At 59.6% G+C, this 26,534-nt stretch carries 28 protein-coding genes and 3 pseudogenes; 11 read left to right on the top strand and 20 right to left on the bottom strand.

Annotated elements, in window-relative coordinates; genetic code table 11:
• Positions 1-29 precede the first annotated feature (29 nt).
• The 4 genes from HB778_RS31820 to HB778_RS31805 all read right to left on the bottom strand — a co-directional run bounded on the left by HB778_RS31820 (position 30) and on the right by HB778_RS31805 (position 2,942).
• Positions 30-293 carry a YMGG-like glycine zipper-containing protein gene (locus tag HB778_RS31820; protein ID WP_095198530.1) on the bottom strand — a complete coding sequence of 88 codons (264 nt, stop codon included), beginning with the start codon at positions 291-293 and terminating at the stop codon, positions 30-32.
• A 144-nt stretch (positions 294-437) separates the two neighbouring features.
• The gene (locus HB778_RS31815; RefSeq protein ID WP_183459665.1) at positions 438-1,250 is read right to left on the bottom strand and encodes a metallophosphoesterase family protein; all 813 of its coding nucleotides are present in this window, start codon (positions 1,248-1,250) and stop codon (positions 438-440) included.
• 28 nt (positions 1,251-1,278) lie between these two features.
• Positions 1,279-2,190, bottom strand: coding sequence for a diacylglycerol/lipid kinase family protein (locus HB778_RS31810; RefSeq protein WP_183459663.1), 912 nt, complete (start codon positions 2,188-2,190; stop codon positions 1,279-1,281).
• The gene (locus tag HB778_RS31805) at positions 2,187-2,942 is read right to left on the bottom strand and encodes a phosphatase PAP2 family protein (protein ID WP_432421218.1); all 756 of its coding nucleotides are present in this window, start codon (positions 2,940-2,942) and stop codon (positions 2,187-2,189) included. The genes HB778_RS31810 and HB778_RS31805 overlap by 4 nt, the downstream gene beginning before the upstream one ends.
• A gap of 278 nt (positions 2,943-3,220) precedes the next feature.
• Here HB778_RS31805 and HB778_RS31800 point away from each other — a divergent pair, with 278 nt between their 5' ends.
• From HB778_RS31800 to HB778_RS31785, 4 genes are all read left to right on the top strand, one after another.
• Positions 3,221-3,736 (top strand): LysR substrate-binding domain-containing protein, encoded by a 516-nt coding sequence (locus HB778_RS31800; RefSeq protein ID WP_244661709.1) that lies wholly within the window; start codon positions 3,221-3,223, stop codon positions 3,734-3,736.
• Positions 3,737-4,685: 949 nt separating this feature from the next.
• The gene (locus HB778_RS31795; protein ID WP_183459661.1) at positions 4,686-5,228 is read left to right on the top strand and encodes a cytochrome b; all 543 of its coding nucleotides are present in this window, start codon (positions 4,686-4,688) and stop codon (positions 5,226-5,228) included.
• Positions 5,229-5,308: 80 nt separating this feature from the next.
• Complete coding sequence (locus tag HB778_RS31790; RefSeq protein WP_183459659.1) at positions 5,309-5,635, top strand: PepSY domain-containing protein; 327 nt, start codon at positions 5,309-5,311, stop codon at positions 5,633-5,635.
• Positions 5,635-6,300, top strand: coding sequence for a response regulator transcription factor (locus tag HB778_RS31785; RefSeq protein WP_183459657.1), 666 nt, complete (start codon positions 5,635-5,637; stop codon positions 6,298-6,300). The genes HB778_RS31790 and HB778_RS31785 overlap by 1 nt, the downstream gene beginning before the upstream one ends.
• A gap of 454 nt (positions 6,301-6,754) precedes the next feature.
• On the opposite strand, the gene HB778_RS41900 is transcribed toward HB778_RS31785, so the two are convergent.
• The 4 genes from HB778_RS41900 to HB778_RS31760 all read right to left on the bottom strand — a co-directional run bounded on the left by HB778_RS41900 (position 6,755) and on the right by HB778_RS31760 (position 10,588).
• Positions 6,755-7,534 (bottom strand): ATP-binding protein, encoded by a 780-nt coding sequence (locus HB778_RS41900; protein WP_244662020.1) that lies wholly within the window; start codon positions 7,532-7,534, stop codon positions 6,755-6,757.
• Positions 7,535-7,626: 92 nt separating this feature from the next.
• Entirely contained in the window at positions 7,627-8,541 is a 915-nt protein-coding gene (locus tag HB778_RS41895; protein WP_183465330.1) for an RnfABCDGE type electron transport complex subunit D, read from the bottom strand.
• A 447-nt stretch (positions 8,542-8,988) separates the two neighbouring features.
• Positions 8,989-9,711, bottom strand: coding sequence for an FAD:protein FMN transferase (locus tag HB778_RS31765; protein ID WP_244661708.1), 723 nt, complete (start codon positions 9,709-9,711; stop codon positions 8,989-8,991).
• 25 nt (positions 9,712-9,736) lie between these two features.
• Positions 9,737-10,588, bottom strand: a complete 852-nt coding sequence (locus HB778_RS31760; RefSeq protein WP_183459653.1) for an FMN-binding protein — start codon at positions 10,586-10,588, stop codon at positions 9,737-9,739.
• Between the two features lie 390 nt (positions 10,589-10,978).
• Between HB778_RS31760 and HB778_RS31755 the strand changes: the two are divergent.
• Positions 10,979-11,851: pseudogene (locus HB778_RS31755) on the top strand (SDR family NAD(P)-dependent oxidoreductase).
• 488 nt (positions 11,852-12,339) lie between these two features.
• Here the strand turns inward: HB778_RS31755 and HB778_RS31750 are convergent.
• Complete coding sequence (locus HB778_RS31750; protein WP_183459651.1) at positions 12,340-12,894, bottom strand: hypothetical protein; 555 nt, start codon at positions 12,892-12,894, stop codon at positions 12,340-12,342.
• A gap of 469 nt (positions 12,895-13,363) precedes the next feature.
• On the opposite strand from HB778_RS31750, the gene HB778_RS31745 reads away from it, so the two are divergent.
• From HB778_RS31745 to HB778_RS31735, 3 genes are all read left to right on the top strand, one after another.
• Positions 13,364-13,726, top strand: coding sequence for a hypothetical protein (locus HB778_RS31745; RefSeq protein WP_183459649.1), 363 nt, complete (start codon positions 13,364-13,366; stop codon positions 13,724-13,726).
• A gap of 383 nt (positions 13,727-14,109) precedes the next feature.
• A complete protein-coding gene (locus HB778_RS31740; protein ID WP_183459647.1) occupies positions 14,110-14,364 on the top strand; it encodes a hypothetical protein in 255 nt (84 codons plus the stop codon).
• Positions 14,365-14,789: 425 nt separating this feature from the next.
• Positions 14,790-14,954: a hypothetical protein gene (locus HB778_RS31735; RefSeq protein WP_183459645.1), complete on the top strand. Its 165-nt coding sequence runs from the start codon at positions 14,790-14,792 to the stop codon at positions 14,952-14,954.
• An 830-nt stretch (positions 14,955-15,784) separates the two neighbouring features.
• On the opposite strand, the gene HB778_RS31730 is transcribed toward HB778_RS31735, so the two are convergent.
• Positions 15,785-15,973: a hypothetical protein gene (locus HB778_RS31730; RefSeq protein ID WP_183459643.1), complete on the bottom strand. Its 189-nt coding sequence runs from the start codon at positions 15,971-15,973 to the stop codon at positions 15,785-15,787.
• Positions 15,974-16,919: 946 nt separating this feature from the next.
• Between HB778_RS31730 and HB778_RS31725 the strand changes: the two are divergent.
• A pseudogene (locus HB778_RS31725) lies at positions 16,920-17,205 on the top strand (hypothetical protein); the annotation flags it as partial.
• A 631-nt stretch (positions 17,206-17,836) separates the two neighbouring features.
• Here the strand turns inward: HB778_RS31725 and HB778_RS41890 are convergent.
• The 10 genes from HB778_RS41890 to HB778_RS31685 all read right to left on the bottom strand — a co-directional run bounded on the left by HB778_RS41890 (position 17,837) and on the right by HB778_RS31685 (position 24,574).
• Positions 17,837-18,166 carry a hypothetical protein gene (locus tag HB778_RS41890; RefSeq protein WP_244662030.1) on the bottom strand — a complete coding sequence of 110 codons (330 nt, stop codon included), beginning with the start codon at positions 18,164-18,166 and terminating at the stop codon, positions 17,837-17,839.
• 221 nt (positions 18,167-18,387) lie between these two features.
• Positions 18,388-19,161, bottom strand: a complete 774-nt coding sequence (locus tag HB778_RS42920; RefSeq protein WP_280515934.1) for a hypothetical protein — start codon at positions 19,159-19,161, stop codon at positions 18,388-18,390.
• A gap of 413 nt (positions 19,162-19,574) precedes the next feature.
• Complete coding sequence (locus tag HB778_RS31715) at positions 19,575-20,264, bottom strand: EAL domain-containing protein (RefSeq protein WP_244661707.1); 690 nt, start codon at positions 20,262-20,264, stop codon at positions 19,575-19,577.
• Positions 20,265-20,416: 152 nt separating this feature from the next.
• Positions 20,417-21,022, bottom strand: coding sequence for a hypothetical protein (locus HB778_RS31710; RefSeq protein ID WP_183459641.1), 606 nt, complete (start codon positions 21,020-21,022; stop codon positions 20,417-20,419).
• Positions 21,023-21,270: 248 nt separating this feature from the next.
• A complete protein-coding gene (locus HB778_RS31705; RefSeq protein WP_183459639.1) occupies positions 21,271-21,558 on the bottom strand; it encodes a PilZ domain-containing protein in 288 nt (95 codons plus the stop codon).
• A 77-nt stretch (positions 21,559-21,635) separates the two neighbouring features.
• Positions 21,636-22,907 carry a diguanylate cyclase domain-containing protein gene (locus HB778_RS31700; RefSeq protein WP_244661706.1) on the bottom strand — a complete coding sequence of 424 codons (1,272 nt, stop codon included), beginning with the start codon at positions 22,905-22,907 and terminating at the stop codon, positions 21,636-21,638.
• Between the two features lie 13 nt (positions 22,908-22,920).
• Entirely contained in the window at positions 22,921-23,475 is a 555-nt protein-coding gene (locus HB778_RS41880; protein ID WP_244661705.1) for a LytS/YhcK type 5TM receptor domain-containing protein, read from the bottom strand.
• 300 nt (positions 23,476-23,775) lie between these two features.
• Positions 23,776-23,937, bottom strand: a complete 162-nt coding sequence (locus tag HB778_RS31695; RefSeq protein WP_244661704.1) for a DUF982 domain-containing protein — start codon at positions 23,935-23,937, stop codon at positions 23,776-23,778.
• 166 nt (positions 23,938-24,103) lie between these two features.
• A complete protein-coding gene (locus HB778_RS31690) occupies positions 24,104-24,343 on the bottom strand; it encodes a DUF982 domain-containing protein (RefSeq protein WP_183459637.1) in 240 nt (79 codons plus the stop codon).
• 9 nt (positions 24,344-24,352) lie between these two features.
• Positions 24,353-24,574: a hypothetical protein gene (locus HB778_RS31685; protein WP_183459635.1), complete on the bottom strand. Its 222-nt coding sequence runs from the start codon at positions 24,572-24,574 to the stop codon at positions 24,353-24,355.
• Positions 24,575-24,925: 351 nt separating this feature from the next.
• Between HB778_RS31685 and HB778_RS31680 the strand changes: the two genes are divergently transcribed.
• The gene (locus tag HB778_RS31680) at positions 24,926-25,081 is read left to right on the top strand and encodes a hypothetical protein (RefSeq protein WP_183459633.1); all 156 of its coding nucleotides are present in this window, start codon (positions 24,926-24,928) and stop codon (positions 25,079-25,081) included.
• A 38-nt stretch (positions 25,082-25,119) separates the two neighbouring features.
• A pseudogene (locus HB778_RS31675) lies at positions 25,120-26,387 on the top strand (IS256 family transposase).
• Positions 26,388-26,534 lie beyond the last annotated feature (147 nt).

The raw sequence follows: 26,534 nt of genomic DNA, 5'->3' as shown, positions 1-26,534 counted from the left end.
GATCGAATGAGATCACGCGCCCTCAGATCTCAGTATCCGTCCGGGCACCGTGCAACGTAAACCCGGCCATGCCGATCGCGATATCTGCACTGACCGGCTTCGCTGGCGTGCCCGATGACCGCCCCGGCTATTGCTCCGACCGCCCCGCCAACAACCGCTCCTTGCACCGGGTCGCCGGCCACGGCTGCGCCAATAGCTGCGCCGCCCAAGCCGCCGACGGCAGCACCTTGTTCTGTGCGGGAGCATGCGGCGAGCGGAATGAGTATACTCAAAATGAGCAGCGTCTTCTTCATTGGTTCTCTCCTGAGGCCATTATTAGCCGAAGCTTAAATGCGCCACGGAGTCTTTCGATCCATCGACCCGGCCAAGAACCAACACATTTGCACCCGCTCCTTGCTAGTCGGGGCGCGCAGCCCCTGGAATTGAATTGATCTGTGCTAATCAAGCAGGCGCCATCCGTCTGGGCCATGCCGAAAGGAATATCTCGCCGAGGTTTCGAAGCCGCCCCGAGGCGACCGCCAGCCTCGACATTCCACGGATATTTCCGGACCATCGACGCAAATGATGTTGAACGAATTTGCGGCCTGGCGGAGTCGCGATGAGACCGCTGTTCCCGCCTGAACAAGCAATGCCGCATACCCGTCGATAAGGTACCGCCTGGCGCTGGAACCGGCGCGATGAAGATGCTGATGACCAGACAGGATCATGTCTACGCCACTGCGCGAGAAGGCATCCATTGCAAGGCTGGCCCGCCCGACGACACCATCATCGCTTTCGAAATCCAGTCCTTCGAACGGGTGATGCGTTACCACTATGCGGATGATTTTATCGGATAAGCGCGCGAATATTTCCTCTGCCGCCTCGAGCTGGCGGACATTGATCCGGCCGTCCTTGATCGTCAGGGATCGTGCAGTGTTGATACCGACAACAGCGATTTCGGCATCCGCGTAGAATGAATCCGTGTCCGCCTCGATATACCGCTTGTAGCGGGATAGAGGGGTAAAGGTACGGGCGAAGACATTCCACAGCGGTACATCATGGTTGCCGGGCACCACAATGCGAGGGGCAGGAAAGGAATCGAGGAACGCTCGCGCCTGCAGGAACTCAACTTTGCGAGCACGTTGCGTCAAATCCCCGGAAACGACGAGCAAATCGGGAACGATGTCGCGAACCTCAGCCGCGATGGCTGCCACGACCTGGCTATCTGTTTTTCCGAAATGCAAATCCGAGAGATGGACGAGGGTCTTCACGAAATTGCTCCGGCTACAGGGCTGGCCATTAATTCCCTTCCATTTTGGCAGATGACAGAACCTGCAAGGCTGCTGGGCGAACCCGAAAGTTCAGGGGCATGTCCATACTAATCGCCTCACCGTCCAGCGAGACCAGCATGGCGGCGCGATGCGACGTGATCTGGAGGGCCATTGTTCGATACGTCTCCACATCTCGAGTTGCGTCGATGAGACCAAGCGCGATCTTGAATGGGAGCAACGCCAGTCCGAACCATGACTGCTGTTTGACGACATAGACGCAGAGCTCATGTGAGGACAGGCTCTTGCGACGGCCAAGGTCGGCGATGTCGTAGAAATTGTTTCCGACAAACACGCAGGGCGTCAGCAGCCGTTTGCGGTTGCCTTGAGCGGCAACATGGACAGCCTGCCAGGACGCGGACCTCACTGTTCTTGCAAGAGCAGGACCGATGGCTGCAAGTTTTCCCAACCCGCGCCGCTCTTGCTCGGCGGAGCGTTTTGCAACAAAGAAGGGATAGATGCCAATCGACGAGTTGTTGAGGAAAACGCGACCGTTCACCTCGGCGACATCGACAGCAACACGATTGTTCGCCGCGATCGCATCCATCGCCGCATCAAGTTCGATCGGCAGACCAAGATCCTTGGCGAAGTGGTTCAGTGTGCCTAACGGCAGGACGCCCAGTGCTACCTTGGTCCCGGCGAGCGCCGACGCCGCGCTTCCAAGCGTACCATCGCCACCACCCACCACCAACACTCTTCGATCGCCCGATCTTGGGCGTTCAGCGACGAACCCCTGCGCCATCTCGCCAATCTGGTGCCCAGCCACTAACTTCACATCGGCATCTACGCCGCGTTTCGCGAACCCATCACGGACGAGCTTTTCGATATCGCCGCTGCGCGCGGCAGCGCCCGCGCTTTGGTTGATGAGCGCCAAAGTCCTCAAGGTTCGAGCTCCTGATTGACTCTGGTCGGCTGAAACCACGACGCGGCCGTCCAACACAAGATTGCCCAGCCAGAACCGATGCACCATCCCGCGAGCACATCCGTGGGATAATGGACCGCGAGATAGACACGGCTTACGCCAACAGCGACCGTCAGGAAGACGGCGAGCCCCATGAAATACACCTTGACGCGTGGGTCCGCGTTGGCACGAGCAAGCAGGGCACCCACTGTGAGGAAGGTGATCGCTGAAAGCATTGCGTGTCCGCTCGGGAAGCTCGCGGTGAACACTTGGGTGACGTGAGGAATATCGGGCCTGGGCCGATCAAAGCTCTTCTTGAGGATCGTGCTGAGCAGTTCGCCGCCGACCACCGAAACAGCCATCAAGATCGCGAGAGCCCGCTTATGGATAAGAAGGAGATAGCCGACCCCTGCCAGCAGCACGAATCCAAGAAACACCACGCTGCCGATGGATGTCACATCTCGGGCGGCTTCGTGAAGCCACGGCGGTCCAATCGGATTGGCCGGATCGGCTGCGCTACGCAAGGTCGAGAGGATGGCAAGATCGAACACGGTGGTGTCGCCGTCCAGGACTTCTTCAGTAAGCGCGCCGAACACGAGTATGAGGACTGCAACAACCAGCCCCGCCGCAAACGGCCAAGTCGCGCTGGGCCATGCCGTGCCGGACAGCGAACGACGGGCGCGACGCTCGAAGGATTCGCGCTCATTGGTTGGGGTTAATTCACGCAAGCGCACGACCTCGTTTCCGAGGCCACAACGGAATTGTGAGGACGAAGTTCCCGTGTCGTCCGTGCGCAATAGGCGACGAGATAGGCTCGAGATGCGTGCTCATGTTCCGCGGCAACTTGGTTGCAACTATTGCGCTTCTCGAGCGTCATGGGTGCAGGTGATCGTTCCGGAACTTTCTCGACGCCGTGCATTAGCTAGTTACGAAAACAGAACAGGTCGCATGAAACCGCCTTGGCAGGTTTGCAGAGACGCATCCGGACATCGATCTTAGGATTTCCGCAACCATGCATCACGTCGACTTCGCAAGAGAGGACGTCGATCTTGCCGTGCGGCATGGCGATGGCAACTGGGCGGGGCATGATGTTGTCCGCCTGTGCTCCGAGCAACTGTTCGCGGTATGCAGTCCCAAACTTCACCAGCGGATGCGCGAGCCGTCCGATGTGCTGAAATTTCCGTTGCTGCATCTTGATGACCGAAAGGACTGGTCGGAATGGCTCGAGGCCGCTGGCGTGGTCCATGCCGAACGCTCCCACGGACCGGTCTTGAACCGCGCCAGCATGGTCATAGACGCCGCTATCGACGGCCAGGGCGTCGCACTCGCCCGCACCACGCTTGCGGCTTGGGACCTCATCAACGGCCGCCTCGTAAGACCGTTCGCCACGGCTCTGCGATTGTCCAAGACCTACTGGATCGTCTGCCCCAAGGCGACGTCGATGCTCCCCAAAATCACGACATTCCGCGACTGGCTGTTGGCCGAGGCCGCCGATGATGTGCGCCGCCTCGACACGCTCGGTCCATAGGTCCAGCGTCTTTCAGATCGCGATGTCCCGTAGGGGGTATTCAAAGGCGGGGAGGGCGGTCCTGTGCCTGTGCCTTGTCTCCTATTCCGGCCCAGTCGACAATCTAGCTTCAAGCATTGTGCTGCGTCGCTGGCTACTCCGGGGTAGCCCTAGACCAACCGCTTTCGTGTGCACTATGTGTGCAATGAGAACTAAGATATAGCCGGGTGGCCTTCCGTTGCGGCGGAAAGTTCTGCTTCTCTTCTATTTTCGTTCCTGCGAAGGGGTAGCCGTGTGGCCTCTCGAAGCGTATTTTTGCCTGCGGATATCGCCAATGCATTGCGCCTGTGCTCCGGGATATCCGTGTTTAGAGTATGCCGCCTGGCAACGCTCCATGGATGTCGCTCGAAGCTGGTGATCCCGCCAATACGCATCCCAGTAACTAGTGGGATGGCTAATTCGATCGTCTTACCTGGTCTCCCAACGCAACTCGTGCAGTCGCCAATTTGCGGACATTAGAAATCTGCAAACGATTTCCGTACAAAAGGCGGCCTTCGGATTTACCACCTTGATGTCAACCCTATGCGATGCCGGAAAATGGTCGTCTCCCGAACAGAAGTTCGGCTATTCTCCGTTCATAGATAGCAAGGTTATCGGACGGTTTAGCGAGATCCAAACCAGACTCGTGAGTTCTTTGGCATTGTCAGCTTGCTGACAGGTTCTCCGATCCAGTGTGCGCCAACCAAACCCACGAAAGTTCACATCTAAGATGCCGTCATCAGCGGAATTGTCACCGTGCCGCCGACTTTGGTCATCACTCTTCCTGAAGCGGGAAATCCGTCACGGATGCCACGGCGCGCAGGCTTATAAGTTCGTTGTGATACCTTCACATCGTCGATGGGTATTGGCCCCAACAAAGCTTTGACAAGATCGCGGTTGGCTTGGAAATGCTCAAAACTGGATTGCTCGAGTGAATCCCAACTATGCCAGTTCTCAGAAAGCCATTCACTGGCTCGTCTTTCTGTTGGTCATCGGCCTTTATGGTCTGACCTACGTCGCCGATATCTTTCCGCGCGGCGACCCCGGTCGCGCCTTCGTCTGGTGGCTTCACATTTCATTTGGGCTGCTGCTTTTCACGCTGGTGGTCATTCGCATCGGCTTGCGGCTGGCGCTGGGAACGCCGGGGCTGCCGCTGGAAATGTCACAGCTTGAACGATGGATGGCCAAGATCGCGCATCTTCTGCTCTATGCGCTGCTTGTGGCCATACCCGTTCTCGGCATCCTGCTGACCTGGTACCGGGGCGATGCCTTGAGCTTCTTTGGCGTTTTCACCATCCCGGCTCCGGTTTCCGCGGACCGCGCCACGGCCGGTTTCATCAGGGAATTGCACAGCCTTTGCGCCAATCTGATCCTTATCCTTGCCGGTTTGCATGCGGCTGCCGCCCTTTGGCATCACTATGTCTGGAAGGACGATGTGCTCAAGCGAATGCTACCGGGGACAAGTGGCCCCTGACCGCGGTTCGGTCTAGACAGGCCAATGCATGCAGGGTGGTGCCGCTTGCAGTGTCTAGACTCAAGGCACGTGGTCCATGGATGAAAGCGATGCTGAAATGCCTGGCGGTGCTTGGTCTGTGCGGGCTCATTCTCGCCGGCCCTTCCGCCGCGCGCGCGGACGTCGATGATGACGGTGACCATGACCGGGCGCGTGACCTTTATGAACGTGGCGAAATCAAAGGGCTGAACAGCATCCTTGGGCTGGTTCAGGCTGAAGCGCCTGGCGACATCGTGGCCGTCGATTTTATCCGGATAGCCAACAGATGGGTCTATCGGTTCCAGATCGTTGCCGCCGACGGCCGCCGCAGGGTCGTCGACGTGGACGCCGGCACCGGAGTGCTGATGCGCAGCAGGGGCGGCGACTGATGAAGATCCTCCTTGCCGAAGACGAGCCGAGGATCGCGAGCGACATCGCGGCGGTGCTCAAGGCCGCGGGAATGGCCGTCGATACCGTGCGCGACGGCGAAGCCGCCTGGTTCGCGGGCGATGTCGAGAATTACGACGCCGCGATCCTGGATCTCGGACTGCCAAAGCTCGATGGTCTCACGGTGCTGAAGCGCTGGCGGGCCAATTCGCGTCGCTTTCCGGTCCTGATCCTGACGGCGAGGGGGCTTTGGACCGAGCGCGTCGAGGGCATCAATGCCGGCGCCGACGACTACCTGCCCAAGCCGTTTGAAATGGAAGAACTGCTGGCGCGGCTGCGCGCGATCCTACGCCGTTCAACGGGCCAGTCGGCACCGGTGTTGAAATCCGGCCCCTTGCTGCTGGACACGCGCCAGATGCGCATTTCGCTGCGTGGCGTTCCCGTCGCGCTGTCGCCGCTGGAATACCGGCTGATGGCGTTCCTGATGCATCATGCCGGGCGCGTGGTGGCCCCGACCGAACTCGCCGAGCATTTGTATGATTCCGGCAATGATCGCGATCCCAATGCAATCGAGGTCATCGTCGCGCGCCTGCGCCGCAAGCTCGGCAACGATGTCATCGAAACGCGGCGCGGGTTCGGATATCTCGTCCCCGACGGGCCTCCCTGATGGGCAACTCGATCCGCTTCAGGCTCTGGTCGGCGGCAACCATCTCGATCCTCGTCGCCCTTGCCATCGCCGGGGTCGGGCTGCGCTATCTGTTCGAAAAGAATGTCGAGCGGCGCATCGTCAGCGAACTGACCGTCGATCTCAACGAGTTGATCGGCGCGACCAGCTTCGCGGCCGACGGCCGGCTGTCGGTCGCGCCGGACCTGACCGACCCGCGCTTCGCCAACCCGCTGTCCGGTCATTACTGGCAGGTGGAAGACCTGGCCAGCCATAGCCTGATCCGCTCGCGTTCATTGTGGGATGCAACGCTTGCCTTGCCCGACCAGGGGGCCAGCGGAGAACTGAGAAAGATCGAGGAGCTCAAGGGGCCGGGCGGCGAACTCACCGTGGCCGTCGTGCGCACCATCACCGATCCCGATGGCCGCTCCTTTCGCGCCATCGTGGCGGAAGACCATCACAGCGTCACAGTGTCGGTGCGCGAATATGTCCGCGATCTTGTCCCCGCGCTCGTCCTGCTTGCCGCCGCCCTCATGGCGGCCTTCTTCATCCAGATCACCGTTGGCCTCGCGCCGCTGGAAAACCTGAGGGTCGCCGTTCGAAACGTGATCGCGCAGCGAACCGCGCGGCTTGACGTGGCGGCGCCGAGCGAGGTGCAGCCGCTCGCCGACGAAATCAACCGCCTGCTCGATGCGCAGGAGAAGGCCCTTGCGCGCGCCCGGTCGCGCGCCACCGACCTGGCGCACGGCCTCAAGACGCCACTGCAGGTGCTGTCGGCCGACATCCGGGCCTTGCGTGACAGTGCGGATTCCCGGTCCGCATTAGGGATGCCCGGGCCGTCATCGGCGACGGCGATCGACACCTCGCCCTCGCTTGCCCACGCATTGACCTGAACCGAGGATCTTGCGAAGCGCGCCGCGTTCTCCACCAGATTGCCCAGGATCTCCGAAAGGTCGCCTTCTTCGACCGGCGCCACAAAATCCTCCGCGACGTCGATCAGGAACGAGAGCTGCTTGCCGCCCGGCGTGCGCTTGATGACGGCGATGACGCCGGCCGCGGCTTCCCTGACCCGGCACGATGCCTTGCCGGAAACGCCGGGCGCCAGACGGGCGCGCGCGAGTTCCCGCTCGACATGACGTCGGATCGCTCCGGCGCTCTTCTCGATCTCGTCGGCCAGCTCGGTTTCGGCAAAGCCGGGGAAATAGTCGACCTTTATCTTCGAACGGCGAACGCCCATGGCCAGCAGCGTGTCGCGCAGCGCCTTGACCATGGCCTGGGGCCCGGAAATGTAGAAGGTCCGCTCCAGATAGTCGGGGATGGCGAGGCGCACTAGGCGCGCGTCGATGTAGCCGGGATACTGGCCGCGCTCGGCCCCCGAGCCACGGCAAACACCGTCCTGATGCCCAGTTCCCGCCTCGCCTCGCCGAGCACATCGCGATAGGCGATGTCCTGCCGGGTCTCGGCTCCGTAGAGGACGACGATCGGCCGCTTTTCACGGCTGTCGATGAGATATTGCAGCATCGAGCGGAATGGCGTGATGCCGATGCCGCCGGCCAGGAAGGCAATCTTGGTCTCGGGATTGGCCGGCAGGGTGAAGTCGCCGGCCAGTTGGGAGGCGTGGATCGTGCTGCCCGGCTTCATCGTGCCCAGCATTTGCTTGAAGGCGCTCGATTGCGGGTAGAACTTGACGCCAAGTCGTATGGATTGCTCCGTGGGCGCCGATGCGACCGTGAAATAGCGGCGGTTGCCGCGATTGTCCGATCGGTCGAGACCAAGCGTCCATTCCAGATACTGGCCGGCCTGGAAGGCAAGCTTTCGCGGTGAGCTGAAGATGAAATCGTAGCTGTCTACGGCCGATTGCTCGATGCGTTCGAGCGTCAGCACGAAACGTCCTTTCGGGCTCACGGCGTAGGCAAAGAGATTGCCGGTCAGAAGCGCCAGTTCCGGTGTGAAATAGAGCGAACCGACATGGATGTTGGGCGCGAACAGGAAGCCGACGATGGCGGCGAAGGCGATGCGCGGCCACCGTGTCGTTGGCGCCGTCAGCGGCTCCGTCAGCATCACGAAGGCGAAGAACAGCAGCGGCGATGAGCCCAGCGTCTCCGTCAACGCGGTGGCGTATTGCGACGGCTCGGTGGTCGCCAGAATTGTCGCCAGCGCGACCACACCGAAGGTGGCGACCAGATCGAGCCGGCGCAGCTTGCGCACGATGAGGATGCCGCCGGCAAGGACGACGGGAAGCAATGGCAAATTGCCGCCCACCCCACCAGGTGGCCGGCTGGTCGAGAAGCAGCGCGGTCAGCGCCACGCCCAGTGCGGCGGGATTGAAGAGGTGTTTCCTGCCGATGGCGAGGATGAACTTGGATGAAATCGCCCAGACGCAGGCGAACACCACCGCGCCTATCCCCTTGAGGTCCGTGGCGGCCACCGGATCGAGGATGAGCGCCAGGATGAGGGCTGTGATGTAGACCGACTCGTTGTTGGCCGGAACCTTGAAGACGGCGGCAAAAACCCTGTTGGCGATCCAGCAGGCGGCCAGCATCAGCCCCGTCGTGAAGGCGAGCATGACCGGATCATGCGGCACAAGCTTGAAGAAGCCGAGCACGAAGGCCGTGCCCAGCAACGCGATCAGATAGTAGAGGACCAGCCGGTACATGGTCTGATGGTCGAGGAACCGGTCGATGGTCTTGATCATGGCCGGCTAAAGGCTCCAAAGCCGCTTGTCGGCGTGGCGCGGCCATTGCTGCCGATGACGTAACCTTCGAGGCCCGGCGTCTGCTCTATGAAGAGAATGCCATCGCGGCCCATGGCGAAGGCGGCAGTAGCGAAACGGTCAGCTTCGAACACATCCGACCCGATTACGGTGAGGCTGACGATCTCGGTGATCGGGCCGCCAACTCCAAGCGGATTGTAAATGTGCTGTCCGCGCGCATAGGTGCCGGAGGTGGCGACGCCGTGCCCGCGCGGATAGACGACCTTGATGATCTCATCGGCATTGAAGGGATTGCGGATGCCGACGCTCCAGTCGAGGCCCGAAGCATTCCTGCCCCAGGACTGGATGTCGCCGCCCGCCTCTATGAAGAAATCGCCGACGCCGGCCCGCTGAACGATTCCGGCCGCGTTGCGAATGGCCCAGCCCTTGACGATGCCGGACGGGTCCAGCGAACCGTCTGGCTTGCGGATGTCGAAATATCCATCCGTCTGGTTTTTCGTCTGAGCGGCGAGGGCCAGAACGTCCATCATCTCGCCGCTCCAGTCACGGACCGGAAGGTCACCCCGGTTGATGGCCGAAATCTCGCTGTCAGCCCTATAGGTGCTGAATCGCCGGTCTATATGCCCGAAGTAGTCGAAGACCGTGTCGACAAGTGCCGCGCCCAAGGCGCCGCCGATGTCGACGGTGATGGGCATGCCCATTAGAAGCCGAGTCTCGCGCATCGAATCAGGACGACGCTTTCTTCAACGCGCCGCCAAGCGACTGGATGAAGGCTTTGCTGGTCAGCGTGGCGCCCGAAACGATGTCGACATTGGCGCTCTGCGCACTGATCGCTTCGTCACGCAGCATGGGCAGCGCCTGCCGATTGATGTTGATCGAAGTGCGGCGGTCATTCGGGTATTTCAGCACTTTGAGCGCGGTGAGACGGCCGCCCTGGATGGAAGCCTGAATCTGGATGAGGCCGTAATAGGCATCGGTGACGGGGCCGATGTAGGTGCCGTCGGCAAAGCCGTGCCTGGCCGGCTTCGTACCCGGATTCACGGGCGGCTTCATACCGGCCTTGATGACGCGGGCTGGTGCTTGCGGATAATTCGGCCTCGGTTGGGGAACGGGGATGTAGACCGCCGGGGTTATGGCGAAGGCCGCTGTCTGCGGCGTGGCATCGATGACGAGCTTGGCCGGCGCCTGTTCCGGCGGTGGGGCGGGCGCCAGGGAAACCTGCGGGCGGTCGACTGCAAGCGATGGCCTTTCGGGAGCTGGCGGCTCTTGTGCCGGCTGCTCTTGGGCGGGAGCAGCAATCGCCGCCGTGGTTTCACTGCCAACCATGGTCGGCGTGGTCGCTGGAGGCTCGAGCCGCACATTCCGTTGGGAGATTCCAGGCGATGGCGGGGTAGGCGCCGGAACGGGACCAGTTGGAACGGGGTCGACCGGAGCAGTGGGCAGCAGCACGCTCTTCTCGGCGGCACTGGCGGGGCCTGCGGTGTCGATCACGTCGCCGGTAGGCCCCTTGCCCGCTTGGTCCCAGACGTAGGCGCCCGAAGACGCGATCACGAAAAGCGACAGGGCAATCTGTTTCATGGGCTGCGTTCCACACTGGATCCTGCGCCGGCGAATCGGCTTTGCGGCTATTCGGAAACAATGTCTCACGACACAGCTGACAACTGGCTGTCAGCGAGACCGGATATTGCGCGGCGTCGATCCCGCTCGGCGTTCAGCTCTTCATTCGCAGTACGCGACAGGTTCGGCTTACGCCTACCGGTCGTGTCGTCCTCGACAAGGCGCGAACGGAGCTTGAAGCGGTGCGCCAGACTCGCGACACCGTGGCCGCGATAAAACGACTGGATCAAGACCCGCTCACCACATCGGAACCGTGCAGAGTCGATGTCCAATCCCCTACCCGTTGTGGCACTGACGCTGAATTGAATAGCGAGGCATATCCCTGTTTCGGTCCACCGTTTCTCAGGCGCAATGGATCGAAGATGCCGCAATTTGCGCGCATCTGCACCGTCTGCACGAGGTATCATGCGGTTTGAAGGTAAGGACGTTCTCGTGACCGGCGGGAATTCGGGGATAGGCCGCGGAATCGTCCGCTATTTCCTGAAAGAGGGAGCCCGGCTGGCGTTCGCAGGCCGCGATCGCGAGAAGGGCCGCGCCGTTGAAGCGGAAGCAAAGGAGATTAAGGGCGAAGCCCGCTTTTTCCCGTGCGATCTATCGGAAGAGCACCAAGTCGAGGATATGATCGGCCAAATCGGCCATTGGGGGCGGCTGCGGGTTGTGATCAACAACGCAGGCGCCGGTTCGCGCCGGGGCGGGATCGAACCGGGCGATCGCCCCGGAGCGAGATGGGACAAGATGCGCGGCGCCAACCTGGACTCCACCTTTTTCGTAGCCTCCTACGCGTTGCCGGTGATGCGAGATTCCGGCTGCGGTGCGATTGTGAACATATCGTCCACGGCTACCTTACACGGCAACTGGGGCCTTTACTGCGTCGCCAAGGCGGCGGTTGAGGCGCTCACACGATCGTTGGCCATCGAAGGTGCTCCGCATCGTATCCGGGCGAATTGCGTCAGTCCTGGCTGAATTGCCACCGAAACCGATGCAGCGGCGCCCGCATCTGGTACCGGCGACTGGGCCGTGGCGCCAAGCGTGTTCGGCCGGATGGGCACCCCGGCCGAAATTGCTGCGGCAGTCGCGTTCCTAGCAAGCGATGAGGCTTCGTTCATCACGGGCCAAACCTTGGTCGCCGACGGGGGCCTATCGATCCTGGATTACACCTCGCTGTCGCTTCTCGAGCAGCGCGGCTCAGTGCTGTTTTCAGGCATGGTCGGCGACACTCCGTGAAGCAAATCTCAAACAGACCCGGCGTTCGCCGATCGAATGATCGATAATGTGGCTCGGGTTGCGGCGATAATGCCTCATTAATAGATGCATGTTTGGGTGGGGCATTGGCCGCCTCCTTGACGCGCTCAGGCGGATGCCTGGGGGAGCTGCCGGTAGCATTTAGAGCGCGTAGCGGCGGTGCTTTCGTGATTGGACTGCTCGCCGCCGCTGCGGCGAACAGAGCGATGTTGCCGATGCCTGCCGCCTGGCGGTTTGCCGTCACAGGGTTTCTTGGCAGCTTTCGGAGCACCCGCTGGCAGGGTGAATACTCGAAGCCGCCAGCTTGCTGGCCTTCGTCGAATAGGTGACGATCACTCTTTCACCGACGTGAAACGTCTCAGCTCTCCTAACTTTGAGGCTGCGGCAAGTCTGGCCGGGTTGATCCCTCCAAGAGCCATGCTGCCGTCCCGACGGATACTAAATCAGCAATATCGATCCAAACTAGACACTCAACTCAATTGACCGGTGTCATCACCATCCAGGAGTGCTTGGCGTTCCCGCGAGAAAGACCAGACATTTGCCTCGTCTGCTTCCAGGACCCAGATGCTGTCGAAATCGTCGTCGGGCCATGATTGCGGAGCGGTCCCTGTGCCACCGACAAGTGCAGCTGCCAGAGCAGGAATAGACTCGTGTTGCCAGCTAACCAACACCGGTGATTGGGCTGTGCGGATGGCATCCGCCGCTAACTGCTCTTGGCCCTTTGAATGAGTGACATCCGGCTCAAGGCCAAGGCGCCTTGCCAGTGGGGTGATTGTCTGGCTAGGCCGCTTACTCCGTGTGCCGGAATCATCTCTTTTGATCATGCCCGACGCAACAATTGATGCAGGTCTGCCCAGAGGTTGAGGTGGCTCGTAAAAAAATCGGCAAAGGCCTCCCGCGCGTTGCCAGCCGCGCACCGTCAGCGACGCGGGATCGCTTTCGCTCTGTTCGGTAACCCCGAGGTCCGGACCACCTGGGATCGGCTTTTCGGCATGACGAATGATCATTACAAGCTTGTTTGGCATCGTTTCGCCTGCCTTGGGTTAGCATTGGACTAAGTCGACTATTCTCTATTGGTTGGCCTTCCTGGTGCCGTCAGGGATCGCTCTTGATGCAAGCTCGTTCCACCTGTTTAGACCCGACATGGCGGCATTCATCATCGGGCTGCCGGGCCAAAATTTCCTGCGTCTAGCGCAGCGGGATGCCAAGGTAACGCTCCCGGCTTTTCACCTCGGCCTCGCTTAAATACCCCATTCGGAGGCAGTTCGCGACTTCCTATGAGTGCCTCGGCGGGATGGAAGACGTGGCGTTCAAGTCATCGAGGCACCCCTGCCGCAGTGCTTTGTCCACCAGTTGCTGCAACGTCGCTTCCTTTCCTTGCTGGTGTGATCGATGTTCGTCGAGGACATAATACCAACCCCGACGATAATGGCTGCGAAAGCACCCTGACCAAGCCCGGTAGCCTGAAATGCTGCGCTGCTCCGCGGAGGGCCAATGCCCAATAACGCGCGATTGCGACTGCTGGTCGCCGGTGAATCCATGCCGGTCAAACCTCCGGCTGCCGCTTGGCCCTCGGTCGAGAACTGGTTGGCACCGATCGGTGTTGCAGATGAGGTCCGGGCGTTCCTGAACCCAGTAGTGGTTGCAATCGGGGCCGTTGTTGCGGTTGGCACGGCTCCTGCAGGTGCTTCGCAGCAGGTCAGCTGGCGCGCGATACGTCAACACCCTATGCATCACGTCACCGCTTGCACGGTCGCGCCACTAGGCCGCGAAAGCCGAATGGCAACCAATCACTTGAATATCGATCTGATCCGACGCAAATGCGCTTTTGCCGAGGAAATCCTCAAATCCTTTTAGATCAAATGTTTGCCGGGTTGCAGGACCAATGAATTGAAATCTCCCAAGCTTCATCACGGCGCACAATGCGAGCGCGACGGAAAGTAGGCAATTACCGTGCATCGTTATCTCCGGTTCCACTCACCCACCGCTTCGGTAAAGTCTGACGCAGATCTACAGCTACGGCAGCGCCTTTTTTCGGCACTCTCCGACTCCCGCAGGCTGGGAAAAGTCGACGGGAATTGAGTGGAGGCAACAAAAGGTGATTTGAGTTTCAGATGAGCCGTATATCCTTCGCCGAAGAGCTTGAGAGCGCCGACCAGATTAGAGACGTGGCGCGATTGGCGTCGAATTCATCCCCGAGAATGGCGGCGGCGCTGGGGTGAGGCTGCGGAAGGGGGAGAATGATGATCAACACATTTGAAGCGGTAGAGACTCAGCGCGACGCAAAAGAAACATCGCTCGGTATGTTTGATTTTCACATGCCGCCCTGTGTCGGTGATCGCGTTGAATTCAGCCACCCTGGGGCTTTCGACGTTTTCGAAGTCACATGGGTCTTGCATCGTCCTCTAAGGACGGTCCCAGAGAGCGGGGATGAGGAACTGAACAACCAGGATAGCAGCCCTGCCGCGATAGTCTACGTTCGCCGGCTCAATTGAAACACTGATCGGGCAGGTGGAGGGAGCCGCTGCCTCGGTCCTAGCGCTTCACCTCCGGCGTGATCGTCTGGACGCGAACCTTGCCGCCGATCTCTCTCGCCCGGGCTAAGGCCTCGGCCTTAACCTCGGTGATCAGCACCGTATCAGCACCGTTCGCCACTGCGGTTTCTCGAACACGGTGACGACGTAGGTTGTGACCGGCTGGTCGGGCATTGCATCTCCAGTACGGAATTGAAGCCCGCGCCACTTGCGGGAGGCGCGGGCCGATCGGGGATCCCGATCTTCGGCAGTGATGGGGTGACCATCGTTGCCGCAAGCACAATTGGTTAGAGATTGCTAATGTTCCGTCAAGCCGCCCTGCTTCCCCAGAACCATGGTATTTAATCGTACAGTAGAATCTCATTGTGCCCGCGATGGATCGGGATATGAATCTGCGCTTCAAATTGGTTGCGTATGGGGCTGCCATTGTGAACGAGAGCTACACAGGCGCGCACTTTTCGGCTTTCGATTTCGATATTATACGCGAAGCCTTCAGGAAGTCGGTTCGTGAGCTAAATCTGGCGGAAGAGCTTTGGGCGGCGCATGATTAAATCGCTCTTTCAGGACTTGACCGACCGCGAGCCGGACGAAACCATGATCAACCATCGGGCGCTAGGTCACCGCCCCTTCAATATCCGCGCCTCTCGCAACAACGAAGACCAACTGTGTGCGCCAAGAATTGCGATAAGCTCGCGGGCTTGCGCCTCGGTGATGCCGGCCCCAGCGACTAACCGCTTAACGATAAAATCGTTCGGTTTGGTGCATGCTTCGTCCCGTTTGTCGACCATCGGCACAACTCCCCTAGACGGCCAAACGCCCTCATCCAGCGCTTGTTCCGCAAGAATTTTAAGAAACATACTGAGCGGTAGACCGATGCCGCCGCAAGGCGCATCATCGTTAGATGAAGCCGCCACCAAAGACCAAGATTGCAAACCACAACAGCAAGGCAGAAGATCACTTAGCCTGGCCGGCTGAGGCGCGGATTTCCGGGCCGCACAAAGTCGTTATCTTGGGACGCCCGGGGACGCGCCGTCTTCTTGGGGCAAGCGGTTCATGCCCGGACTCTTCATGATTGTGGACTTGGCGTAAAATCGCGCTGATCGTGCCGGCTCGCTGCCGTGGCGCTTGCCAGCGATGGGTACCATCTGAAAGCTTCCTCATTCTGCAAAGTCCCGGGCTTTCGGTGTTTCAGCTACGCTAAACTCGTATATCGCCCCTTTACGCTCGCCGACGACGCGGTACCAGAATGACGCGCCGCGCTCGCCATCCGTCGATATGGTGGCCAAGGAGCGCGAATGTTGGCGCGGTTTTTGGATGGCCGCGAATGACAGCCAGGCCAACGCTCGCCATCGTTGTCGGAGCGATGTGATTGAGATCAGCGTCATTGACGCGCAGCGATGTCGGCTTGGTTTGCCTCAATCAAGTCTGCGAGCGCTTCCTCGACCTCGGCGGCCGCAGCCGCGGTCATCTCCATGCGGAAAAGCACCATGTGTGTCAGCATCGCGATCTTGGCATCGCGAAACAACTGGGTGTGCCTGAGCGGCACTGTGTCGAAATCTCCGATCTGCATGAGGAAATAACCGTAGATGACGCGCTTGGTTCCCGAGCCGGCCTGAGGGGGCGGTTACATCTCTGCCCAGACATGGGGCGAAAACCGCTGTGCCGTTTTCACGAGAGTTTGGGAAAGGATTTGTGCCATAGGCGCCAAAGGTCGCGCTGCATCGCTTGTTCGTAAAGCTCGGGCCGGTCGACGCTGGGCCGCATGCGTCGGCGCGAATGGTGTCAAACAGTGCGATCAGCAAAGAGCCTATCGCGATCGCCAGTAGGAGATAGGCTAGCACCTCTAAGGGCCTATGCGTCCAGTGCGTTGGAAGGGCCGGCGCCTGCGTCCACGCTGTCCATGGTGATCCCGCACGCTCTGCCTTCCGGGCTCGTTTCATATCCAGCCGTTGTTGAGCGAATTGCTGCCGGGTTTGTTCAGATGACGAGAGCGAGTTGTCTTGGAGTCAGGCTTTGAATTTGCCGGCGTGGACGCGCACTCTGATGGCGGGAAAGCCTTGGCGACGTTGCTCGGCTTCAGACGCTTTGAAACCAGATCACCGATTTCCGAAAGCTTTAGAATGAGTGCGTAATCACGAGATCGTACACCGGGGCGGCCGGCCATTGACTGGTGTCCATCATCCCCGAGCCTTGCGCCAGCCGGCCGCCGGAGCCTCTTGTTCAGCCGGCGATAGCCACCCCAATGCCGACGCCAAGGCCGCACGTATGACGCTAGTTGTCATGGCTATACCAGGGTCGAGTTCATAGGCTATGCACTTGGACGAATACCAAAGAGCATTGTTGAAATCCCCACGGCGCGTGTCAGCTTGAGATTCAACAGCACTGGCCAGCAAAGCGGCTACTGCAATCTGGTATGTGCGTCGGTCCGGGTTTATTCGCTACAGGTCGGCGTTCCCACCAAGGCCAAGCCCGCGGCACCAACTGAGCCCCTTGTGCTGGAGAAGTTTTCGCAGCCGCTCGCGCTGCCTGACAAGCCTTCGATTGCCGTGCTGCCCTTCGTCAACATGAGTGGCGATGCCGAACAGGAGTTCTTCACCGATGGGCTGACGGAGGACATCATCACCGATCTATCAAATGTGTCCGGCTTTTTCGTCATCGCCCGCAACTCCACCTTTGCCTACAAGGGCAAGCCCACCGACGTCCGTCAGATCGCTTCGCGATCTGGGCGTCAAATATGTTCTCGAGGGTAGCGCCCGACGATCCAACAAACGGTTGCGTGTCAATGTGCAGCTGACAAGAGCCCAGATCCTTGCCGCCCGCGAACACAGTCGCCCGGAAATGGAGCGATTGCGGCTGGCATTTGATCAGTCAGCGGCAAACGCTGCCGCGAGTGCAGGCTAGGTAGAGTAAGGCCTTTGGCTCGGAAGACGCGGGATCTTTGCGAGCCCCAACCTTTGTATCTGCCATCGAACAGCTAACCGATATTTGCGCACGCTGGTAGTCCGCGCTCATGCCGTTCTGTTCCATCGCAAGCGTTCCGGCGATGCGTTGAGAAACTGGGCGGATCGCCTGATGGAGACCAAGCCCTTCAAACTTGTCGCCGTGGCGACTGCCAACAAGCTCGCCCGTATAGTCTTCGCACTTATGCGCGACGCAACAGACTATGCCGGCACACCGGGCGTAACAACAGCATCGGCAAGGCCGCGAACCGGAATCGAGGGTGACAATGACGATCGGGACAGACGGCGGATACCATCAGGGCCAGCGGCTATAGCGCCGCAGCAACAGGGCGGAGACGTGACCGCACCCGCGACCGTCCCGTCGCTGAAAACAAACCCTTGATCAGCGGGCGCCATCCCGACATGGCTATGTCGTATCGCTCGACGAAAAGGATGCCCCATCAAAGCCTGGGATCAAACATCCAAAGGCCCTTTCAAGTCACAAAGGCACCAGGAGAATGGGCGAATTCTATGTGATGCGCGCCTTCCGTGCCGTGGTTGTCGAAAGAGAGCGCACCGGTTGAACTGTTGTAGATGATGTGGTCGTCACCATCATGCGTGCCCATGCCGGCCAAGAGAGCCCCATGTGGCGGAGCGCCCGTGTGAAGACCCAAAGCGTGATCGAGATGAATCTTTTGTTGGGAGACGCTGAAGTCCGTAGGCCTGTCGGCACTCCCGGCCGCAAGAGCGGTGTTGAATAGGAAGACATCGCTGCCGACATTGGCCAGTGAGGCGAGTCCTTTGCCCCCGGCGCCACCAGCCAACTCTGTCACCCCGAGGCTGGCATCGGCGACATGATGTGCGCCGTCGATTCTGTGGATCGAATCGGCACCGCTGGTGTGATGATGTCTACCATCGCTGGGATTGGCGACAACTGGAGTGATCGGTGTACCAGCGGTGCCTGGGCTCCCGGGGGTATTGGGGGTAGCGGGGGTACCGGAGGTACCTGGACTGCTGGGAGTGCTGGAGGCAGCACCAGAGGTGCTCAGGGGAGGGGTGGTGGGGGCGCTTGCCGCGCTGCTGAGATTATGTTGCTGGAACAAGGCTTGCAGCGCCGACGAGTTGCCAAGCGCGGTGTCGCCCTGTTGAGAACCCCAAGCATAGGCATAGTCGAAGGCGGGCGATGGCGCCACCTTGGCCCAGTGGTCCAACATGGTCTGTTCCTGGGCGACGGTGGGAAGGACATATTGGCCGCCCGTATCGGTTGTGAAACTGCCGCCCCCAAACGTCTGGTAAACCGGAACGATCTGGCTGACCGGGATACCCGAGGCGACAGCCGCGCCACGCTCCTGTCGATCATGTTGTAGTCGACCGTGCTTGTGCCGGTACGCACCGGGTAGGGATCCACGCCGTAATAGTCGATATGCGTGTTGGCAGGATTAAAAGTGTTTGAAAAATCGGGATTTGCGGAAGACCCCATGTTCATCATGGTGATGAAGGTCTTGGCTCCGGGCAGGTTTGTGTGGATCCAGTCGGATTCCGCCTTCAGATCCGCGGCGGTGGCATAGGTTCCCCATTTGCCCGTGGGGTCCGGCTCATCGACGAGGAAGAAGCCAAACACGTTCGGATTGCCGATGAAGGGGGTGACTTTCTGAATGAAAGACGACGTTGCGCCATTGGCTTCATTGAGCCAGACCAGACCTTTCGTGCCGGCTGGCAAGGCGTTGAGTTCGTCCACGGATGAAACGTCGACAAGATTGAATCCGGCGGTTGCGACGTCCGTCGCTGATCCGCCGGATGCATAATGGAGAGTGGCCATCCAACTTCCTTCGTCCGATTCGATAGCCCCCGTGCCTGCCTAGCTGAAAACGTATATTAGCGCACAATCAAATACAGGCACTCTTTGACAGAATCATTGATCATAGACGGGAATCGCCATAGGATAGGCGCTAGGTGCGAGCATCGAAGGGACGCGGACGCGTGTTGACGCGTTCGGTTGTCGTTGCGCTCGGCGTCGAGCCAACTGACTTTTTGCGACTGTCTCGGACAATAGTCGTCCAAGGTCCCATGACGTCAAGGGAGAGGCTCAGCCACGGCAGCTGATTGGCTTCAAAGAGAGCGCCCGCGTCGGGATGTTCCGTCTTCCTCAGTTGGGGCTATTGTCATGACCGCGCCAGGCATCTGAATACTGCGTTCGGCATGATGAGCGAGGCGGTTGAACTTTTCGACAGATTAGTCGTGCGCGTCGGCCGTCACCGAAAGGCGAAGCCTACCGGTCAAAGTTTTCGGCTGTTCGAAAAGTACGTTGACTTCGGACACCGGCATTGGACGGCCAAACAACCAGCCCTGGACATCCGTGCAGCCATTCTCCCGGACCAGGCGATACTGGTCCTCGGTCTCGACGCCTTCGGCGGTCGTCGTCATGCCGAGCGTGGTGCCGAGTTCGGCGACGGCCTTGACGATCGCCCGGCTTTCGCTGCTCTCGCACATCAGGCTGACGAAGCTGCGGTCGATCTTGATGCGGTTGAACGGGAACGATCTGAGATAGCTCAGCGAGGAATAGCCGGTGCCGAAATCGTCCATGGCTATGGAGATGCCGAGGTCGCGCAGGCTGTGCAGCGTGTTTAGCGTGTTTTCGTTGTTCGCCAGCAGCACCGACTCGGTGATCTCCAGCTCGAGCCGTGACGACAGCAGGCCTGAAGCCGCGAGCGCCGCGGCAACTTGGAGCGGCAGCCCCTGTTGTTTGAACTGGGCCGGCGAGAGATTGACCGCGACCTTGACGGGCAGGGGCCATTTCACGGCGTCGGCGCAGGCACGCCGCATGATCCACTCGCGAAGCGCGTCGATGACACCCGTCTCCTCGGCCAGTTGGATGAACTCCAACGGCGGCAGCAGGCCGAGGCGCGGATGGTCCCATCGCACCGGCGCTTCCTGCGCCAGATGGCGTGGCCTTTTCGCTTACAAAAAGTCCGCCACATTGTGGGTGACGGACTTTCTGACTGGCTGGAGGCCAGGAGAGCAAAACTATAGCCTCACGGCCAAATCGACACGTTCTCCTATGCGAGCGAAGGGCGCTAGCGACCCGCGATCAGCAGGCAAAGTTGGCGCAGGTCGCGGTCATATGTGTCTTGGTTGCCAAGCACGTCCGCACAACGCTTCTTCATCCGCGACAACTGCGCGCTCGACATTTTCGCGACGGCGCCCGCAACGCGAGCAGTACCCGGGATGCCAAGGGTGCCAGGAGTAGCAGGAGTAGCAGGAATACCGGGAACCCCGCCGACTCCGACACCGACATCCGCTCCGATGCCGTTGCCGGTCCCGACACCTGCACCGACGCCGATTCCACCGGTACCCCCAACCGTCGCGCCGAGACCTGCCGTAACGCCTCCAGAGCCACCGACCGTCGCGCCGGCACCTGCATCGATGCCATTAGTCCCGCCGATTGATGCGCCTGCGCCAGCATCAACGCCGTTCGACCCGCCGATGGAGGCGCCAAGGCCCGCGTTTATTCCGCCCGACCCGCCGATAGAAGCACCGGCCCCTGCGTTAACTCCACCACTGCCGCCCACAGATGCGCCGGCACCGACGCCGATTCCGGCGGCGCTGGCTGGCATGCATAGGGCTGCGATAATTACACCACTCGCCAATGTTTTGGCGGTTCTCTCGAAGATACTAGCCATGACACTCTCCTCGTGGTTGCCTAAATAAGGACAACAAGCACCAGCCGGTTGTACATACAGTACGCGCGAGGAGATGTTAGGGTTTCCTAATATTACGGGATCTTCAGTGACGTAGTTGCCAACCGCTATTCGCTAATATTAAAAATTTATGTATTGTGGAATTAAAAGCTTCCTATTGCCGGTTACGTTGGACTTCGCGCTGTGGAGCTACCGTCCGGGTGTTAACATGTCGACTATTGGCGGGATTTCTAACCGTAGTGAAGACGGGGCTTCGGCACGATCCCCGTAAACTGAATACCAATCCGATCGTTCCTACGCCAGCGCAAAACGGACTGGTAGGCAACACCATCGGTCGGCACGTAGGGAACGAAATGCTCAGGCACCCGCGCTTCGGGGGACACCCGGAGTTCGGCACCGCCATCATTCTGGTTTCGTATGGTGCAGCTGATTTCGGAGTTGCTGATGCCGCTGATGATCGCCGCGCCTTTCAGCACGCGCTGTCGCCGCTCGCGGCGATTGTCGGTTCCTTCGACCATTGTGCCCTCCGTTCGGCCACCCCACCCTTCACATCAGAACCCAGACACCCCCAGCCGGAATAGGTCGATCCGCGTTGTTATCCAAGCCGAGCGGCGGTCGCCGTCACAATTGAGTCATAAGCTTTCCACGTGCCTCGTCCTCTTGCCTTGGCCTGATAGAGCGCCCGGTCGGCATTCTTGAGCAGCCCTTCGGGGTCCGCTTGATCCTTTGGATAGACGGTATAGCCGATGGTCCCGCCTGGAAGCAGAGTGACGTCGTCCATCTTCAGCGGTTGTACGAGGTTCTTCATAATCCGCGTCGCCAAGCTGACATCGCCAGTCCCGTCCGTCGGGCCATACATCAGCACTGCAAACTCATCGCCACCCAGTCGCGCAACCATGTCACCACGCCTGATCGCTTTTTCAAGACGGCGTGCAATTTCGACCAGAAGCATGTCGCCAACGGCATGCCCGAAATTATCGTTGACTTCCTTGAAACGGTCGAGGTCGAGAAGCATGACAACAAGCTCGCCGTCCTCGGAACGGGCTTTCTCAACCAACCGTTCAAGTTCCCTGTTGAAGAATGTGCGGTTTGGCAGGCCCGTCAGAGGGTCGTGGAGCGCCTGGTGCTCGAGGTTCTTCTCGAAGGTGCGTCGCTCTGTGATGTCCGACATCATTCGCACCGTGCAGCCATTGGCCAAGAGTTTGGTGCGGGAGGCAAATACCTTCCCATCCACGAGTTCGATCAGCCTCTCGCCGTCCTCGCGGAGCGTTGCCAGTTTTTCAGCGAGATGGCTGTCAAAGGTTTTGCCGAGCGCAATCGGCTCCTCTCCAAGTTTCACAGACGCGCGAATGATATCAGCGAAATTTATCCCCGGCACCCGCAGATGCGCGGTGCGCGGAAACAGTTCGCGATAGCGGCGGTTGCAGAACAGAACGAAGCCATCTGCGTCGTACATCGCCAGGCCATCATTCATGTTCTCAAGAGCCTGATCCAAATAGGCTTGGGTCTGCTCAAGCTTAATTTGCAGCGTCTTATGCAGCGTAACGTCGCGATTGTGCGTGATCAGCCCGACGATGTCCCCTAAATCGTTCTTGACCGGCACCTTCAAGGTCGACAACCAGCCTGTCGACCCATCGGGAAGCAGCCCCGGCTGTTCAATGGTGGCTGGTCCTCCATCTCGGAGTGCCGCCAGTTCATCGTCCCGAAATTGTTTCGCGAGGTCTAGCGGAAAGAAATCGAAATCGGTCTTGCCAAGAAGGTTCTTCACGGTCGCAGCCCGCATTAGGTGCGCCGTGGCCGGATTTGCCGCCAGAAACCGGCCATCAACATCCTTGATGTTCAGACAATCTGGGAGTGCATCAACCATTGATCGAAAGAGCTTATTCGCGACGGACAGCTCGCGGCTTTTCTCTTCCTGGAGGAGCAGAACGCCGAAGAGTGGCGACAAACGAAATCGCTACAGGGGCCGACGCGGCTTGCCTCTCAATTGGCAGCGTTAGCGCGACCAGGAGGCTACACAGCGCGGCAGCTACCGCCATCATTACAAGGTCCGTATACCGGGGTTGCCGCGACCGGCGGAGAAAATACCCAACCAGTCCAATGGTAGTCGCGAGCATAATGCTCAAAGCGCCCGTCGATACCGCTCCGCCGAGATAGACGCGATAGATCAGCGCGGCCCCGGCCGCCATGACAACGGCAGTCACGCCGCCGAAAAACCCCGTGATGGCGATCAACGGACCGCGAAGATCGTTATAAACACCGGGAGAGCTTTCGAAAGCCATCATCATCGAGCCAATGGTGCCGGCGGTCATTACCGCGCCAAACAGCAGCCGTTGGCGAGCTTCGTTTAGCCGGCCCACGAAATCGCCAACAGAACTCCAGGCAACCAGCATGACAGCGGCAGCGGCAAGATTTGCAAAGAGAGGCTGCCACATGGCCACCAAGGGAAACCCTTCGACGTTAATCGAGCTGTCATTCTCTGCGATGACGGACTGCCGATTTGTTACCTCGACCCATTATTCTGTTTGATTGGTTAACTGGACCTCAATGACCCCATGATCTCTGATTGGGCGGCCCCGGCACTGGCGCGAGCCCACGGCCCGCTACCCCTCTTCGCTGCTGCATGTGCTCGACGGGTGAGGCCCCGGCGGGGCGCCATCAAGGTTCTTCCCCTCTCGGCCCCCCACAGTCCCAGGGTGTGATCGAGGGGCACAGGTGCCTAGTCATCCCCCAGTTCAGGAAGAACCCCTTCCTTCCTCCTTGGCAGCCAATCGGAAGCACCTTCGTGCCTCCTGAGGGGAAGCCTCACCGGCCAGTGCAGCGATGCATACGCGCATCGCGCGGTTCCAATGAAGGCCGTGCTTGGTCCACTTTTGCAGCTGCTCGATTGCACCCAATACGTCGCTAAACCCAACGCGAATGCCAGGGCGATCATCCTAACGTAGACCGGAGGATTGAACCGGTAGAGGGTCATTTGGGAAACTGAGTGAGGTTGGAATTGGGTAGGGAAGGCCTTTCACGCTCCCTCTGTCTCCATAGGAAGTAGCCAAGGGGCACAAGGTCTCAGTGCTGATCCGCGAGGAGCTTTCCTTCCTCGTCGGCAGCCGCAATGAACGCCTTACGGACATCCTCGGTTGTCATCTCGCCGGCAAGACAGGACGTGCACGCTCGAACCGCATGGTTCCACATGACGCCGCGATTTTGCCACTCCATGAGTTCCCGAGCGGCACCTTCGACGTTGTTGCATCTGAACCGACCACCTGGCTTGGCAGTTGAGACGGTGACCGGAGGGTTGAAACCCATGGAGTGCCATTAGGGGTTTTTCAGGTCAAACAGGACGGCCATTCCATAGACCGTGGCTAGGTCGACGATGATCTCAACCAGATCACAGTCGGTTTCTTCTAAATGAGGGGCTTCTTTACGAACTGCCGCCACGGTTTCCTTCACTGAAACAGCGCTGCCAACTGGGTCGTGCAGCATGGTCGGTTCCACCAACCCCTTGGCTATGGGTTTGTAGTTCGTTTGAGCATTCACCCGACGCTCCCCAAGGGAGAAACCCAAGGATCATTTTTTGAATCACAAAGGGAAAAAATCAAGGGGAAGGTTTGCAAGAAATTTCCGTGAGGTTCGCCGCGACCCCCCGCTGCATTGTCGTTTTTTGCTTTCGCTTCGGACGGCTAAGTTACAGTACCGCTTCTTAGGCATCGCTGCCCGTTTTCGATACGGAGCATCGCTCCGCCCCTCACTCACTGAGACGAATACCAAGTTGATCGAGCCTATTTTGCAACCGCCACGATTGGCGGTTGCGCAGTCCTTTTGATCTCACGAATAGGGAACCAACAGATAACCCAAGAGTTCGGTCTTACATGCAGACAGGCACCGAACATGGACGACATCAATAAGGACACACAGAAGGCCACCGCTAAGATTGTGCGTCAATGGCTTTCCAGCGACGCGATCCGCCTCTACCTGATCAAGGTTGAGCTATGGCTGAAACTGGGTGATGACGGTTTGAGAAGGGCGGCGTATCGAGGCGGGTGATGAAGCCTGCCAGAACCTCTCAAGGAGAGCGATACGCCATGAACGAGACTATCAACATTGTTCGCCTTCGTCAGCCCGACGAAATCGATGATCCCCTGACGGATGTGCTTCGCACCGGCGCGCGCAAATTGCTGGCGCAGGCGATCGAGATGGAGGCCGAAGCGTTTCTTGCCGAGATGCGGGATCTCAAGCTTCCGGACGGACGTGACCGGCTGGTCCGGCACGGTCACGGGCCGGAGCGGAGCATCCAGACGGGGATCGGGGCGGTGCCCGTCAGCCGGGTGAAGGTCCGGGATCGCGGCGCGAACGGTGAAGCGGAGCGCATCCGTTTTTCCTCATCGATCCTGCCGAAATGGGCGCGTCGGACACGAAGTCTGGATGCGCTTCTTCCCGTTCTCTATCTGCGCGGCATTTCGACGGGCGACTTTCAGGAAGCTCTGGCAGCTCTGTTGGGCAAGGAGGCGCCGAACCTCTCACCCTCGGTGATCACGCGACTGACGGCGGAGTGGGGCATCGAATACGATCGTTGGCAAAAGCGCGATCTTTCGGCGCGCCGCTATGTGTATGTGTGGGCGGACGGGGTCTACCTGCAGGCCCGGATGGAAGATCATGCCGAATGCATGCTGGTCCTGATCGGCGCCACGCCCGAGGGCAAGAAAGAGCTGCTCGGCTTCCAGACCGGCATTCGTGAGAGCGCACAGAGCTGGCGCGAGCTGCTGGTCGACGTCAAGCGTCGTGGCCTGCAGATCGCGCCCGATCTTGCCGTCGGCGACGGCGCGCTTGGCTTCTGGAAAGCGCTCGATGAGCTCCTTCCCGGCACCAAGCACCAGCGATGCTGGGTGCACAAGACAGCCAACGTGCTCAACAAGGTGCCGAAATCGGTGCAGGCCGCCATGAAGACGGACTTGCGCGAAATCTTTTCCGCCCCGAACCGAGCCTCAGCCGAGACGGCGATTGCCGTCTTTGTCGAGAAATATGATGCGAAATACGGCAAGGCGGTCGACTGCCTGACCAAAGATCAGAATGCCTTGCTGGCGTTCTACGATTTCCCCGCCGAACATTGGGATCATCTGCGAACGTCCAATCCCATCGAGAGCGTCTTTGCGACCGTTCGCCATCGCACGGTGCGTACCAAGGGCTCACTCTCCTCGAAAACCGCCAGGCTGATGGTCTTCAAGCTGGTCATGGCGCGGCCAGGACGTGGCGACGACTGAAAGGACAAAATCAGTTGCCTAAACTCATCGCAGGTGCAACGTTCCAGGATGGAATCGAGGTCATTGAACTGAAGCCGCAGAGCGCCGCTTGATCAGCCTCGTCACCCAAATTGCAGCATAGCTCATCAAGGTTCTGCACTTGCCAGTGGAGAAGAGTTTATCCGCGAGACTTAGAGTGCTGCTTGATAAGCTCGATCATGTGAGCAAGAAGTGACATCAGATCGGGACCGTCGGCTACG

Source organism: Mesorhizobium huakuii (assembly GCF_014189455.1).
In the GTDB taxonomy this organism is placed as follows: Bacteria; Pseudomonadota; Alphaproteobacteria; order Rhizobiales; family Rhizobiaceae; genus Mesorhizobium; species Mesorhizobium huakuii_A.
The sequence above is the reverse complement of the archived record's forward strand: the minus strand, read 5'-3'. Positions and strand labels throughout refer to the sequence as shown.

Bases quoted from the DNA above. Each gene is read 5' to 3' on its own strand.
- HB778_RS31740 (WP_183459647.1), top strand. From the start codon at position 14,110: ATGATGATCAACACATTTGAAGCGGTAGAGACTCAGCGCGACGCAAAA.
- HB778_RS31680 (WP_183459633.1), top strand. From the start codon at position 24,926: ATGGACGACATCAATAAGGACACACAGAAGGCCACCGCTAAGATTGTG.
- HB778_RS31790 (WP_183459659.1), top strand. From the start codon at position 5,309: ATGAAAGCGATGCTGAAATGCCTGGCGGTGCTTGGTCTGTGCGGGCTC.
- HB778_RS41900 (WP_244662020.1), bottom strand. From the start codon at position 7,534: ATGGGCGTTCGCCGTTCGAAGATAAAGGTCGACTATTTCCCCGGCTTT.
- HB778_RS31820 (WP_095198530.1), bottom strand. From the start codon at position 293: ATGAAGAAGACGCTGCTCATTTTGAGTATACTCATTCCGCTCGCCGCA.
- HB778_RS31710 (WP_183459641.1), bottom strand. From the start codon at position 21,022: ATGGCTAGTATCTTCGAGAGAACCGCCAAAACATTGGCGAGTGGTGTA.
- HB778_RS31750 (WP_183459651.1), bottom strand. From the start codon at position 12,894: ATGCCAAACAAGCTTGTAATGATCATTCGTCATGCCGAAAAGCCGATC.
- HB778_RS41880 (WP_244661705.1), bottom strand. From the start codon at position 23,475: ATGTGGCAGCCTCTCTTTGCAAATCTTGCCGCTGCCGCTGTCATGCTG.
- HB778_RS31730 (WP_183459643.1), bottom strand. From the start codon at position 15,973: ATGCAGATCGGAGATTTCGACACAGTGCCGCTCAGGCACACCCAGTTG.
- HB778_RS42920 (WP_280515934.1), bottom strand. From the start codon at position 19,161: ATGGCCACTCTCCATTATGCATCCGGCGGATCAGCGACGGACGTCGCA.
- HB778_RS31785 (WP_183459657.1), top strand. From the start codon at position 5,635: ATGAAGATCCTCCTTGCCGAAGACGAGCCGAGGATCGCGAGCGACATC.
- HB778_RS31800 (WP_244661709.1), top strand. From the start codon at position 3,221: ATGCATCACGTCGACTTCGCAAGAGAGGACGTCGATCTTGCCGTGCGG.
- HB778_RS31765 (WP_244661708.1), bottom strand. From the start codon at position 9,711: ATGGGCATGCCCATCACCGTCGACATCGGCGGCGCCTTGGGCGCGGCA.
- HB778_RS31760 (WP_183459653.1), bottom strand. From the start codon at position 10,588: ATGAAACAGATTGCCCTGTCGCTTTTCGTGATCGCGTCTTCGGGCGCC.
- HB778_RS31690 (WP_183459637.1), bottom strand. From the start codon at position 24,343: ATGGGTTTCAACCCTCCGGTCACCGTCTCAACTGCCAAGCCAGGTGGT.
- HB778_RS31705 (WP_183459639.1), bottom strand. From the start codon at position 21,558: ATGGTCGAAGGAACCGACAATCGCCGCGAGCGGCGACAGCGCGTGCTG.
- HB778_RS31735 (WP_183459645.1), top strand. From the start codon at position 14,790: ATGAATCTGCGCTTCAAATTGGTTGCGTATGGGGCTGCCATTGTGAAC.
- HB778_RS31745 (WP_183459649.1), top strand. From the start codon at position 13,364: ATGCCCAATAACGCGCGATTGCGACTGCTGGTCGCCGGTGAATCCATG.
- HB778_RS31700 (WP_244661706.1), bottom strand. From the start codon at position 22,907: ATGGTTGATGCACTCCCAGATTGTCTGAACATCAAGGATGTTGATGGC.